General features: G+C 66.8%; 11 protein-coding genes. 3 read left to right on the top strand and 8 right to left on the bottom strand.

Translation table 11 applies throughout. From position 1 onward, the window contains the following. The first annotated feature begins 141 nt into the window (after positions 1-141). Positions 142-831 carry a thiaminase II gene (tenA, locus tag WA983_RS07190; protein WP_424250266.1) on the top strand — a complete coding sequence of 230 codons (690 nt, stop codon included), beginning with the start codon at positions 142-144 and terminating at the stop codon, positions 829-831. Positions 832-883: 52 nt separating this feature from the next. On the opposite strand, the gene WA983_RS07185 is transcribed toward tenA, so the two are convergent. Next, positions 884-2,014 (bottom strand): aminotransferase class V-fold PLP-dependent enzyme, encoded by a 1,131-nt coding sequence (locus tag WA983_RS07185; protein ID WP_424250268.1) that lies wholly within the window; start codon positions 2,012-2,014, stop codon positions 884-886. A gap of 216 nt (positions 2,015-2,230) precedes the next feature. Here WA983_RS07185 and WA983_RS07180 point away from each other — a divergent pair, with 216 nt between their 5' ends. Both WA983_RS07180 and WA983_RS07175 read left to right on the top strand, forming a co-directional pair. Next, the gene (locus WA983_RS07180; RefSeq protein WP_424250270.1) at positions 2,231-3,514 is read left to right on the top strand and encodes an EAL and HDOD domain-containing protein; all 1,284 of its coding nucleotides are present in this window, start codon (positions 2,231-2,233) and stop codon (positions 3,512-3,514) included. Positions 3,515-3,708: 194 nt separating this feature from the next. Next, positions 3,709-4,896, top strand: a complete 1,188-nt coding sequence (locus tag WA983_RS07175; protein WP_424250272.1) for a benzoate/H(+) symporter BenE family transporter — start codon at positions 3,709-3,711, stop codon at positions 4,894-4,896. A 7-nt stretch (positions 4,897-4,903) separates the two neighbouring features. On the opposite strand, the gene WA983_RS07170 is transcribed toward WA983_RS07175, so the two are convergent. From WA983_RS07170 to WA983_RS07140, 7 genes are all read right to left on the bottom strand, one after another. After that, positions 4,904-5,953, bottom strand: coding sequence for a TRAP transporter substrate-binding protein (locus WA983_RS07170; protein ID WP_424250274.1), 1,050 nt, complete (start codon positions 5,951-5,953; stop codon positions 4,904-4,906). A gap of 40 nt (positions 5,954-5,993) precedes the next feature. Beyond that, positions 5,994-7,145, bottom strand: coding sequence for an alpha-hydroxy acid oxidase (locus WA983_RS07165; protein WP_424250276.1), 1,152 nt, complete (start codon positions 7,143-7,145; stop codon positions 5,994-5,996). 78 nt (positions 7,146-7,223) lie between these two features. Further along, positions 7,224-8,288 (bottom strand): TRAP transporter substrate-binding protein, encoded by a 1,065-nt coding sequence (locus WA983_RS07160; RefSeq protein WP_424250278.1) that lies wholly within the window; start codon positions 8,286-8,288, stop codon positions 7,224-7,226. 67 nt (positions 8,289-8,355) lie between these two features. Next, positions 8,356-9,687 (bottom strand): TRAP transporter large permease, encoded by a 1,332-nt coding sequence (locus WA983_RS07155; protein ID WP_424311806.1) that lies wholly within the window; start codon positions 9,685-9,687, stop codon positions 8,356-8,358. Beyond that, positions 9,684-10,241, bottom strand: coding sequence for a TRAP transporter small permease (locus WA983_RS07150; protein WP_424311805.1), 558 nt, complete (start codon positions 10,239-10,241; stop codon positions 9,684-9,686). The genes WA983_RS07155 and WA983_RS07150 overlap by 4 nt, the downstream gene beginning before the upstream one ends. Before the next feature lie 62 nt (positions 10,242-10,303). Next, positions 10,304-11,704 carry an FAD-binding oxidoreductase gene (locus WA983_RS07145; protein ID WP_424250284.1) on the bottom strand — a complete coding sequence of 467 codons (1,401 nt, stop codon included), beginning with the start codon at positions 11,702-11,704 and terminating at the stop codon, positions 10,304-10,306. Positions 11,705-11,715: 11 nt separating this feature from the next. Then, positions 11,716-12,966: aldehyde dehydrogenase (locus WA983_RS07140; RefSeq protein WP_424311804.1), on the bottom strand; the 1,251-nt coding region annotated here is incomplete at its 5' end.

The raw sequence follows: 12,966 nt of genomic DNA, 5'->3' as shown, positions 1-12,966 counted from the left end.
AGGCGGGGACGCGGCCCCCGCCGTCCACGCTATCGTACCGTAGCCGACGGGCGGCCGGCCGATGCCGCCCGTCGAATCTCACGAGCCGCACGTGCGGGCTACACTCGGGCCCGCAATCCCCCCCACTTCAGGAGACCTCGCATGACCGCGTCCCCCGCCCCGACCTCTTTCGCCACGCTGCTGACCCGCTGTGCCCCCGAATGGGCGGCCTATTGCCAGCACGAATTCGTGCGCGGGCTGGCCGCCGGCACGCTGCCGGCCGAGGCCTTCCGCCATTACCTGCGCCAGGACTATCTGTTCCTGGTGCATTTCGCCCGCGCCTGGGGACTGGCGGTCTACAAGAGCCGCTCGATCGTCGAACTGCGGCAGGGCCTGGACAGTCTGAAAGCCATCGTGGACCTGGAGATGGGCCTGCATGTGGACTATTGCGCCCAGTGGGGCATCACCGAAGCCGAGCTGGACGCGCTGCCCGAGGCCCGCGAGACCATGGCCTACACCCGCTACGTGCTGGATGCCGGCCACCGCGGCGATCTGCTGGACCTGCACGTGGCGCTGGCACCCTGCCTGGTCGGCTACGCGGACATCGCCCGCTGGATCGAGGCCCAGCCATTCACCGTGCGGGGTCCGGCCAACCCCTACGAAGCCTGGATCGCCATGTACATCAGCGAGGAATTCCAGGCGGCGGCGCAAGCCGAACGCAACTGGCTGGACGCGCGGCTGGCTGGCCAGACCGCTGATCGCCTGGACGGGCTGGCCGCAACCTTCCGCGACGCCACCCGTCTGGAGATCGACTTCTGGCAGATGGGGCTGGACGCGTCGCCGGCCGCCTGAGGCGGCAGCACAACCGGGCATTCCACGGCACGCGTCGTGGAATGCGAAACGCCTACGCCTGGATCTTGTCCAGCGCCCGCGCCAGCGTGGCCACGGTGCGTTCGACGTTGTGCAGCTTGTCCAGGCCGAACAGGCCGAGGCGGAAGGTCTTGAAGCCTTCGGGTTCGTCGCAGGCCAGGGGCACACCGGCAGCGGCCTGCAGCCCGGCTTCGGCAAACTTGCGCGTCGTGTGGATGCCATCGTCGGTGGTGTAGCTGACCACGACGCCGGGGGCCTCGAAGCCGGGTGCGGCGACACTCTTGAAACCGCGTTCGCGCAGCAACGCGCGCACGGCCTCGCCCAGTTCGCGCTGCTCGGCCTTGACCCGGTCGTAGCCGTAGGCATCGGTTTCGGCCATGACGTTGCGCAGCACGATCAGGGAATCCGTCGGCAGCGTCGTGTAGTAGGCATGACCGCCCTTTTCGTAGGCTTCCATGATGCCCAGCCACTTGCGCAGGTCACAGGCGAAACTGCTGCTCTGCGTGGTCTCGATGTGCCGGCGGGCGGCCTCGCCCAGCATCACCAGTCCGCAGCAAGCCGACGAGGTCCAGCCTTTTTGCGGCGCCGAGATCAGCACGTCCACATGCACGTCCTGCATGTTCACCCACATCGTGCCCGAGGCGATGCAGTCCAACACGAACAGACCGCCCTCGGCATGCACCGCAGCGGCCACCTGGCGGATGTAATCGTCCGGCAGCATGATGCCCGAGGCCGTCTCCACATGCGCGGCAAAGACCAGATCAGGCTTGAATTCGCGGATCGCCGCGACGACCTCGGCAACGGGCGGCGGCTCGAAGAAAGGCTGGTTGCCGGTTTCTATCGGACGGGCCTTGAGCACGCGCTCTTCGGCCGGGATGCGGCCGGTCTCGAAAATCTGGCTCCAGCGATAACTGAACCAGCCGTTGCGGATCACCAGACAGCGCTTGCCGGTGGCGAATTGCCGCGCGACGGCTTCCATGCCGAACGTGCCGCTGCCCGGAATGACGATGGCCGAATGTGCACCGTACACCGACTTCAGGGTGCGCGAGATATCCCGCATCACACCCTGAAAGGACTGAGACATGTGATTCAGGGCGCGGTCGGTGTAGACCACCGAATATTCCAGCAGCCCCTCGGGGTCGACATCAGGCAGCAATCCAGGCATGGAACTCTCCGGTCAAACGGTTGAAGGTCTCCCCGATTGTACGGCTCCCGCCGACAGGATCGCCGGCGTTCGGCGCAGACGGTTTCCGGACAGTCTGCCCGCGTGTCCTCCAGACGATACACATTTGTGCGCATCGCGACATTCTGTGACAGTACAATGTGAAAATTTGACAAAGCCCCACCCACGAAAAAGGGCACATCTACCCCGAGGAGCCTCATGGAGACCACTCTGATGGCCGAATCCAACATCCCAGATCCGCAAGCCGACGCATCCACCGCCCCGCCGCCCCGCCTGATACGGCGTGAACCGATCCTGGATCAGAATCGAGGGCTGGTCGGCTACCGCTTGCGCGTCCTGTGGGCTGAACCGCAGGAACCGGACACGGACACCGGAGCCGCTCTGATCGAAACCGCGCGCCAGCATGGTGCCTCAACCTTCTTCGCCTACGCGCCCCACTGGATCGACGCGACCCCGGGTCTGCTGCAAAACGCCTACACGGCCATGCTGCCGCGCCACCGCACCTATCTCGAACTCCCGGAAACGCTCGACGTCACGCCGGAACTGATCCAGTCGTTGCAGAGTCTGGCCCACGGCGGCACGAAATTCTCCATCCGCGGCGACCTTGCGGCCCAGCCCGAACGCGAAGCGCTGCTGCCCTTTTGCAAGATCGTGCGCTTCGACCCCAAGCTGAGCACCAAGGCCGAGATCTTCCGCCAAAGCTTCCAGCACAAGCAGGCCGGCCGCCAACTGATGGCCGTGGACACGCCTGACAAAGCCACGCACGACAACTTCATGCTGCTGGGCTTCACGCTGTTCCAGGGCCACTGGCCCACGGACCTGGCCTCCGCATCGTCGCTCACGACGCGCCAGAAGACGCTGCTGAAGCTGGTCACGCTCATCATGGGCGAAGGCGAAGCCCCGGAAATCCAGGCCTGCCTGCAGCAGGACCCCGAACTGGTCAAGACGCTGCTGGACATGGTCAACACCCCGGCCTTCGGCCTGAGCCAGGAAGTCGAATCCCTGAACCAGGCCATCATGCTGCTGGGCCGCCGTCAGTTGCAGCGCTGGATTCAGGTCCTGATGTATTCCGAGGCCGGCCGGCCAGCCGGCTATCTGTCGCCGATCCTGCTGCAGGCCAGCGCACGGGCGCACCTGATGGAAGCCCTGTCCACCCTGATGCACCCCGAGCAGACTGTCCGCGCCGAAGCCGCCTTCACGACCGGCATCCTGTCCATCATGGATCAGTTGTTCAACAGCACCATGCAGGATCTGCTGTCGCAGGTCCAGGTTGACGTCCCGGTGCGCGAGGCGCTGCTGCGGCACGAAGGTGCCCTGGGCCTCGACCTGCGCCTGGCTACCCTGATCTTCCCCTCGGACCGCGATACGGAAGAAGATCCCGCTCCTTTGCTGCGTGCGCTGGGCGTCACCGCCGAACGACTCGACCCGTTGATCCAGCAGGCCTTCACCTGGGCGCACAGCATCACCCAGGCGGCGCCGTAGCCCACCTCGCGGCCTGCATGCCGCTCAGATTCGCCAGGCACGGGACAGTCCACTGGGACTGCCCCATGTCCGGGCTCATCCCCCACGCTGCGTAGCCTGACGGCTGCTTGCATCCACTCTCTGCCTTACAATAAGCAACCACGCGCCTGCATCAGGCGCGTGGTTCGCTTCGCACCCAAAATCCAAGGACCCAAATGAGCACGGACACGACAGCCGGAGGCCTCGCGGGCTGGCTGCGGATCTCCCACATCTCGGCCGGTTTCATCGCCGTCCTGGTGGGCTACACCAGTTCCGTCGCCATCGTCTTCCAGGCGGCCGGTGCCGCGGGGGCGCACGGCGCCCAACTGGCCTCGTGGATGTGGGCCCTGGGCATCGGCATGGGCATCACTTGCATCGGCCTGGCGCTGGCCTGGCGGGCCCCCGTGCTGACAGCCTGGTCCACCCCGGGGGCCGCCCTGCTGGCGACCAGCCTGGGCGACATCGGATTGGCGCAGTCCATCGGTGCCTTTCTGGCCTGTTCGGCCCTGATCACGCTGTGCGGCGTCACGGGCTGGTTCCAGAAAATCATGGACTGGGTGCCCCGGCACCTGGCCTCGGCGATGCTGGCCGGGATCCTGCTGCGTTTCGGCATGGACCTGTTCGTCTCCATGCAGGGCCGCCCGCTGCTGGTGGGCGTGATGCTGATCGCCTTCCTGCTGGCCCGGCGCACCCTGCCCCGCTACGCCATCCCTCTGGCGCTGGCTGCCGGGATCGTCTGCGTCGCCCTGCAAGGCGGCCTGTCCCTGGCCGGGCTCGACTGGACGCCCGCCCGGCCGGTCTGGATGGCGCCGGAATTCTCGCTCTCGACTTTCGTGGGCGTGGCCCTGCCGCTGTTCATCGTCACCATGACCTCGCAGAACGTCCCGGGCCTGGCCGTGCTGCGCGCCAACGGCTACGCGCGGGTGCCCGCCTCGCCGCTGATCTCCTGGACGGGGGCGACGGGCCTGCTGCTCGCCCCCTTTGGCGGCTATGCCTTCAACCTGGCCGCCATCACGGCCGCCATCTGCATGAGCCCGGACGCCGATCCGGACGCCACGCAACGCTACAAGGCCTCGGTCTGGGCGGGGATCTTCTATCTGTTCACGGGCATCTTCGGTGCCACGGTCGTGGCCTTGTTCGCCGCCTTTCCGCACGAACTGGTGGCCGCCATCGCCGGCCTGGCCCTGCTGGGCACGCTCAGCGGCAGCATCCACGATGCGCTGCAGGCACCCGAGCACCGCGACGCCGCGCTGGTGACCTTTCTGGTGACGGCCTCGGGCATGAGCCTGCTGGGCATCGGCAGCGCTTTCTGGGGCCTGGTGCTGGGCGGCGTCTGCCACCTGGTCCTGCACCGGCCCCAATGACACGAGCTCAATGACGCGTCGAGAACTCCTTGACCAGATTCCGCGCCGCCGTGTACAGATCGGCGCCCTGGCCGCCCTTCTTGTCGACCGCCTGGACCCATAGATCGCGCACGCCCTGGGTCGCATCCACCCAGCGCTGGTATTCGGCATCGTCCATGTAGTGGAATTCGCTGCCGTTTTCCTTGGACGTCTTCATGAACTCGGCTTCCCGCTCGTCAAAGACCGTGCGGCCGGCCCAGGCGGACATCTCGATGCCGCTGTTGTCGTCGATGATTTTCTTCAGGTCGGCCGGCAGGCCGTCGTAGCGCGCCTGGTTCATGCCGAACAGAAAGATCGAGTTGCCCATGCGCGGCTTGCCCTGCGGCACGTCCAGGTGATAGCGCGAGATCTCGTCGAGCTTGATGGCCGGCACACCTTCCCAGGGGACCGCAGCGCCGTCCACCACGCCCTTGGCCAGTGAATCCGGCACGGCGGGCAGCGGCATCTGTACCGGCACCGCCCCGATGGCCTCCAACATCTGGGAGTTGACGCGATTGGCCGAACGGATCTTCAGGCCCTTCATGTCCGCCAGGGTCTTGGGCTGTTTGCTGACGAAGTGGATCAGGGTGCCGCCGTGCATATGCATGAAGATCGGATGCACCCCCTTGTATTCGTCCAGCGCATATTTCTGCGTGAAGGCCCACAGCGCCCGACTGCCGGCCTCGGCATTCGGGACCAGCCAGGGCAGCTCGTAGACGGCGCTCTTGGTGAAGCGGCCCGCCGAATACGTCTGCAGGGTCCAGACGATGTCGGCCACACCGTCCTTGGCCTGGTCGAACAACTGGGCCGGCGTGCCGCCCAACTGCATGGCCGGATAGATCTGGCAGACCATGCGCTGGTTCGATGCCTGCGCGATCTTGTCGCACCAGGGCTGGATCATGTTGATCTGGGCGTTGGAGGTGGCGGGGAGAAAATGGGCGACCTTCAGGACGACCTGCTCTCCATGCGCCGCCGCCGACAGCGCCAGGCCGGCCACAGCGCCCGCCAGCAGGCGCAGTGCGGATGTACGTGTTTTCATCGTATGTCTCCTTTGGGTGGTGAATGCACGGTGGTCCGAATCAGGAAAGGTCCGGATCATTGACGAGCCCCGAGCCGGGCACGTCGTCAAGGTTCTCTAGCCCCAGCAGGGCCATGCTGCGTTGCATCTCGGCCTCGAACTGACTCAGGACGGCCTCTACGCCGGTCGCGCCGGCGCTGGCCAGGCCGTACAGCAGGGGACGCCCCAGGAACACGGCCCGCGCACCCAGGGCCAGCGCGCGGATCACGTCGTTGCCGCGCCGGATTCCGCCATCCATGAAGACCGGCGCACGCCCGCCCACCGCCCGGACGACGCCCGGCAACGCGGCGATCGCGGACGGCGACGCGTCACTCTGGCGCCCGCCATGGTTGGACACGATCAGGCCGTCCGCGCCGCAGTCCAGCGCGCGGCGCGCATCGTCCGGATGCAGCACGCCCTTGAGCAGCAAGGGCCCTTTCCAGAGCCGCCGCAGCCAGGACAGGCTCTCCCAGGTCAGGCTGCGATCCATGGCCCGGGTCAGCAGGGCCGCCTGCAGGCTCGCGGAATCGGCGCCGGGGGCGTCCTCGACCCGCAGGTTGGCAAAATCCAGCCGGCCCGCCCGCGCCATGCGCCACGCCCAGCGCGGATGCCTCGCCACGTCGAACAGAAATCGGGCAGTGGGCTTGAACGGCACCCGGAAACCGTTGCGGACGTCCCGTTCGCGATTCCCGCTGACCGGCACGTCGACCGTCAGCACCAGGGCCTCGTAACCCGCCCGGGCAGCGCGTTCGACCAGGCCTTCGGCCAGGCCTCGATGCATGACGTACAACTGCATCCAGTGGATGCCCGACGCGGCCTGCGCCCGCAGATCCTCCAGCCGGGCGTTGGAGGCCGTGGACAGGGCGAACGGCACCCCGTGGGCCGCCGCCGCCCGCGCCAGCACTTCGTCGCCCCGGGGCCACGACAGGCCATTGAGCCCCATGGGCGCAATGCCGAACGGCTGCGCCCAGCGGCGGCCGAAGACCTCGATACCGGTCTCCAGCCGTGACACGTCGCGCAGCACACGCGGCGTCAGGATGACGCGATCCAGGTCGTCGCGATTGCGCTGCAGGCACAGGCCCTCGTCGGCCGCTGCGTCCACATAGTCGAAGACGAAACGGGGCAAGGCCGCACGGGCCGCAGCGCGCCAGTCCTCATTGTTCAGGCGCGGCATCACGCGGTTCCGGCCGTCATGCCACGGCCACCGCGAGGCGGCCGCACCGGCCCGTGCGGCACGGGCCTGGATGCCCGATCAAGGCTTGGCCGCATGGCTCTTGACCATGTTGCGGGCTACGGCCAGCAGTTCGGCACCCTTGCCGCCCTTGGCGTCGACCGACTTGATCCATTCCTGGCTGACCCCGCGCGTGGCCTCGACGAAGCGCTGGTATTCCGTGTCGGGCATGTCGTAGAACTGATTCCCGGCAGCCTTGGCCTGCGCCTTGAACTTGGGAATGACCTCGTCAAAACCAACCCGGCCAGCCCAGGCCGAGGCCTTCAGGCCGCTGTTGTCGTCGATGATTTTCTTCAGATCAGCCGGCAGGCTGTCGTAGCGCGCCTGATTCATGCCGAACAGGAAGATCGTGTTCGACAGTCGCGGCGCGCCCGCGGGCACGTCGAAGTGGTAATTGGCGATTTCCGACAGCTTGATGGCCGGGGCGCTTTCCCAGGGCACGGTCACGCCGTCCACCACGCCCTTGCTCAGGGCCTCGGGCACGGCAGGCAGCGGCATCTGCACCGGCACCGCCCCCAGCGCCTCGATGGTGCGGGCATTGGAACGGGTTGCGGCGCGGATCTTCAGGCCCTTCAGGTCTTCCAGCGTCTTGGGCTGCTTATTGGAAAAATGGAACAGCGCGCCGTCATGCAGGTGCATGAAGATCGGGTGCACGCCCTTGAATTCGTCCAGAGCGAATTTTTGCACGTATTCCCACAGCGCCTGGCTGCCGGCCTCGGCCTTGACCGCGATCCAGGGCAGCTCGAACACCTCGCTTTTGACAAAGCGGCCCGCCGCGTAGGTCGGCACGGTCCAGATAATGTCGGCCACGCCGTCCTTGGCCTGATCGAACAACTGGGCCGGCGTGCCGCCCAACTGCATGGCCGGATAGATCTGACAGACCATGCGCTGGTTCGATTCCTGCGCAATCTTGTCGCACCAGGGCTGGATCAGATTGATCTGGGCGCTGGAGGTCGCAGGCAGGAAATGTGCGACCTTCAGGATGACCTTGTCGTCCGCCCGGGCCACCGTGGCCGTCGCCAGTCCCAGGGCCAGTGCGGCCAGGACCTTGCCCGCGCGAAACAACGTCTTGGAATGCTGCGTCATGCTTGTCTCCTCATGGATGGCGTGGATCGCCTTTTTGACTGATGGTTGGTGGTGCATCACACTGCGGTTACAACGCCCCGAACGTCCTGACCAGGACCAGCGCCAGACTGGGGAACAGCACCAGCGCCGCGATCCGGATGAAATCCGACGCCAGGAAAGGCAACACGCCCTTGAAGGTTTCCGTCAGGGGAACGTCCTTCGCCAGGCGGTTGATGATGTAGACGTTCATGCCGACCGGTGGGTGGACCAGGCCGATTTCCACCACCATCAGCGCCAGGATGCCGAACCAGATCGACTTGTCATCGTGGCTCATGCCGTAGAAATCCAGCCCCATCACCATCGGATAGAAGATGGGGATGGTCAGCAGAATCATGGCCAGGGAATCCATGACGCAACCCAGGAAGATGTAGACCAGCAGAATGGCGACGATCACCAGGAACGGCGACAGGCCGCTGTGCTGCACCCAGGACGCCAGCTCGGCCGGCAGTTGCGACAGGGCCAGGGACACGTTCAACATGTCGGCGCCCAGCAGCACCAGATAGATCATGGCCGTCGCCTGGGCGGTGCCCAGGGCGCTTTCCAGCAGGCCCTTCCAGCGCAGACCGCCCGAGGCGACGGCGATCACGCCGCAGGCGGCCGCGCCGATGGCGGCTGCCTCGGTGGGCGTGGCCCAGCCCGCGTAGATGCCGACGATGACCACGACGAACACCGCCAGCACCGGTCCGACCTGGATCAGCGCCCGGATGCGCTCCGGCCACGCGGTCCGCTCGCCCGCAGGCCCCATTTCCGGACGGCGGCGCACGATGATCTGGATGACGATCATGTAGCCGATCATGGCCAGCAGGCCGGGAATGACCGCCGCCATGAACAGTTTGCCGATGGATTCCTGAGTCAGGATGGCGTAGATGATGAGCGGCACGGACGGCGGGATCATGATGCCCAGCGTCCCGCCTGCGGCCAGGGTGCCGGTGGCCAGGCTGCCGGCGTAGCCGTAACGGCGCAGTTCCGGCAGGACTACTTGCCCCATGGTGGCCGCAGTCGCCAGAGACGATCCGCAGATGGCGCCAAAGCCGGCGCAGGCGCCCACGGCGGCCATCGCCACCCCGCCCTTCCGGTGGCCGATGAAGGCGCTGACGAAGCGGAACAGGCTGCGGCTCAGGCCGCCATGCGTCGCGAACTGCCCCATCAGCAGGAACAGGGGAATCACCACCAGATCGTAGTTGGACAGGCGGGCATACGCCAGGTTCTTGAGGGACGCCATCAGCGGCACTTCGCTGCCCGTCAGATAGACATAGCCTCCGGCACCGGCGATGAACATCGAAATGCCGATCGGGATGCGGATCACCATCAGGGCGAGCAGCACCGCAAACATGATGAAACCGACGGTCATGCCGCTCATGGCCGATTCTCCCGGGAAGCCAGGGCGGCCTGCAGGTGCAGACCGCACATATAGAAACCGGCCACCGCCAACAGGATGAAGCCGGGCACCATGGCCGTCTGGGCGATCCACACCGGCCAGGCCAGGATGGCCGAGGTTTCACCCGCCTCGTACAGGGCGGCCGCGCCGACGCCGGTGCGCCAGGCGATCAGCGCGCCGAACAGCCCCACCGTCAGAGAGCCAAGGGCGTCCAGTCCATGAACGATGGCCGGCCGGGCATGGGCGGTGAAGAAATCCACCTTGACGTCTCCGCCCTCGAGGTGGCAAAAGGCAAAGAAAGCGGCCGAAGCGGCAGCCGCCACCATCATCAGCACCTCCATGTCGCCCGGCACCGGCATGGCGACGAGCTTGCGCCCGACGATGGAAATCAGCGACATGGCCACCAAAGCGACAAAGGCCAGACCGCCCAGCGCAGCCAGCGCCTTGGACGCGGCATGCAGGACCCGGCCGAAGGGTCCGAACCGATGTTCGTGGGGGCCCGGCGGCGCCGCCTCGGGTCGTATGTGCGTATCCATGTTGTCTCCTGATCTGTCTTGTTCTGTGATCGATTCCGTCTCAGTGTCCCGGACGGAAAGCGTCAGGTTTCCGGTTCCGGCAGCACCTTGCCCGGGTTGAGCAGGCCCAGGGGATCCAGGGCCGTCTTCAGCGCCCGCATCGTGACAAGTTCGGCCTGGCTGCGGCTGAAGCCCAGATAGGGCCGCTTGAGCACGCCAATGCCGTGCTCGGCCGATACGGAGCCGCCCCAATCGCGCACCAGCCCGTAGACGATCCGGTCGATGTCGGGCTCGGGGAACGGGTCCTGGTCGACCTTGACGCCGATATGGATGTTGGAGTCGCCCACGTGACCGAAGAACACGGTCTGCGCCTCGGGCCAGCGCTTTTTCACGGCGCGGGTGCAGGCCTGGATGAACGCGCCCAGTTCGCCCGTCGGAATGCTGACGTCGTAGCCCGCATGCGGCCAGAAGATCCGCTGCAGTTCGCCGGACGCATCGCGGATCGACCACAAGGACGCCATGTGCGCCTCGGACTGGGCGATGATGGCGTTCTGGACGATGTCGGACATCAGGGCCTCGCCCAGCACCGCCTCGAAACGGGCCTGGTCCGCCTGCTGATCGGTGCCCATCGACTCCAGCAACACGTACGCACCATGGCCATGCGGCATCGGGGTGGGCAAGGCGGGCAGCTTCGAGGTCACCAACTGGTAGAAATCAGGCCACATCAGTTCAAAGGCCGACAGGCTGGGGCCCAGGCCGGAACGGGCGTGATTCAGCAGCCGCACGACCGCGTCGTAGTCCTCCAGCGCGCACAGCGCGGTGCAACGGCTGCGTGGCTGGGGAAATAGGCGCAGCACGACCCGCGTGATGACGCCCAGCGTCCCCTCGCTGCCGATGAACAACTGCTTGAGGTCGTAGCCGGTATTGTTCTTCAGCATCTTGTTCATCCCGGTCAGCACAGTGCCATCCATCAGCACGGCTTCCAGGCCCAGCACCAGGTCCCGCGCCATGCCATAGCGCAGCACCCGGTTGCCCCCGGCGTTGGTCGACAGATTGCCGCCGATGCGGCACGAGCCCCGGGCGCCCAGATCCAGAGGAAACAGAAAACCGGCGCCCTGCGCCGCGTGCTGGATGGTTTCCAGGGGCGTGCCGGCGCCCACGGTCATGGTCGCGGCCGCCGGGTCGATCTCCTCGATGGCCTCCAGCCGTTCCAGGCACAGCACGACGCAATCCGGCACGGGCACGGCGCCGCCGGCCAGACCGGTGCGCCCGCCCTGGGGCACGACCGGCACACGGGCGGCATGGCAGGCACGCAACACGGCAGACACCTGAGCCGTGTCTGCGGGCCGCACCACGGCCAGCGGCCGGCCCTGTGGCGTCTTGACCATCCAGTCGTGCAGAAAGCGGTCCTCGATCGCCTCCCCCGTCAGGCAGTGAGTCGCGCCGACGGCTGCGCGCAGGACTTCGATGAGCTCATTCGTCATGATGCATGACCTCAGAAAGGATAGGCGCGGGGCGAGGTCTGGACCGTCACCCAGCGAATCTCGGTGAAGGCCTCGATGCCGGCCTTGCCGCCGAAGCGGCCATAACCGCTGTCCTTGACGCCGCCAAAAGGCATCTGCGGTTCGTCGTCGACGGTGGCGCTGTTGATGTGGCAGATGCCGGCCTGAAGGCGACCGGCCACGCGCAGCGCGCGGGCGACGTCCGCGCCGATGACGGCAGAGGACAGGCCGTAGGCGCTGTCGTTGGCACAGGCCACGGCCGCGTCCTCGCCCGCCACGCGCACGATGGCCTTGACCGGGCCGAAAGTTTCTTCGGCATAGATCCGCATGTCCGGCGTCACGTGATCCAGCAGGGTCGCCGGCATCAGGGTGTCGTCGGACTTGCCGCCGCACAGCAGCTTCGCGCCCTTGGCAAGGGCGTCGTCGATCATGTCGTTGCAACGCCGCACGGCCGACATGTCCACCAGTGAACCCAGGACCACCGGTCCCTGGCGCGGATCGCCCACCGGCAGCGCGCGGGCCTTGTCCGCCAGGCGCTGGACGAACGCGTCGGCGATGCGCTCGTCGACGATGATGCGTTCGGTGGACATGCAGATCTGGCCCGAATTGGCGAAGGCGCCGAAGGCAGCCGCATTGACCGCGCAATCCAGGTCGGCGTCATCGAGCACCACCAGCGGCGCCTTGCCGCCCAGTTCCAGCACCGCCGGCTTGAGATGCCGGGCACACAGCTCGGCGATGATCCGTCCGACACGGGTCGAGCCGGTGAAGTTCACGCGCCGGGTCGCCGGATGGGCCACCAGCGCCTCGACGACGGCAGCGGCGTCCTCAGGCGCGTTGGTCACGAAATTGACCACCCCGGCCGGCAGACCGGCTTCTTGCAAGGCCTCGATGATCAGGCCGTGCGTGGCCGGGCACAATTCCGAGCCCTTCAGCACCACGGTATTGCCGCAGGCCAGCGGCGTGGCGACGGCGCGCACGCCCAGGATGATGGGCGCGTTCCACGGCGCCATGCCGACCACCACGCCGGCCGGCGCACGCAGTCCCATGGCCAGGTTCCCCGGCACGTCGGACGGGATCACCTCGCCGCCGATCTGCGTGGTCAGCGCAGCCGCTTCGCGCAGCATGCCGGCCGCCAGATGGACGTTGAACCCGGCCCACAGGGCAGAGGCGCCCGTTTCGGCCGCCATGGCCGCGACGAAATCGTCGGCGCGGGCCTCCAGGGCATCGGCAGCGCGGTTCAACAG

Origin of the sequence: Castellaniella sp., from assembly GCF_049650445.1 — a bacterium.
Lineage (GTDB): Bacteria > Pseudomonadota > Gammaproteobacteria > Burkholderiales > Burkholderiaceae_B > Castellaniella.
The sequence above is the reverse complement of the archived record's forward strand: the minus strand, read 5'-3'. Positions and strand labels throughout refer to the sequence as shown.

Bases quoted from the DNA above. Each gene is read 5' to 3' on its own strand.
- WA983_RS07170 (WP_424250274.1), bottom strand. From the start codon at position 5,953: ATGAAAACACGTACATCCGCACTGCGCCTGCTGGCGGGCGCTGTGGCC.
- WA983_RS07185 (WP_424250268.1), bottom strand. From the start codon at position 2,014: ATGCCTGGATTGCTGCCTGATGTCGACCCCGAGGGGCTGCTGGAATAT.
- WA983_RS07175 (WP_424250272.1), top strand. From the start codon at position 3,709: ATGAGCACGGACACGACAGCCGGAGGCCTCGCGGGCTGGCTGCGGATC.
- WA983_RS07165 (WP_424250276.1), bottom strand. From the start codon at position 7,145: ATGCCGCGCCTGAACAATGAGGACTGGCGCGCTGCGGCCCGTGCGGCC.
- WA983_RS07155 (WP_424311806.1), bottom strand. From the start codon at position 9,687: ATGAGCGGCATGACCGTCGGTTTCATCATGTTTGCGGTGCTGCTCGCC.
- WA983_RS07145 (WP_424250284.1), bottom strand. From the start codon at position 11,704: ATGACGAATGAGCTCATCGAAGTCCTGCGCGCAGCCGTCGGCGCGACT.
- WA983_RS07160 (WP_424250278.1), bottom strand. From the start codon at position 8,288: ATGACGCAGCATTCCAAGACGTTGTTTCGCGCGGGCAAGGTCCTGGCC.
- WA983_RS07150 (WP_424311805.1), bottom strand. From the start codon at position 10,241: ATGGATACGCACATACGACCCGAGGCGGCGCCGCCGGGCCCCCACGAA.
- WA983_RS07180 (WP_424250270.1), top strand. From the start codon at position 2,231: ATGGAGACCACTCTGATGGCCGAATCCAACATCCCAGATCCGCAAGCC.
- tenA (WP_424250266.1), top strand. From the start codon at position 142: ATGACCGCGTCCCCCGCCCCGACCTCTTTCGCCACGCTGCTGACCCGC.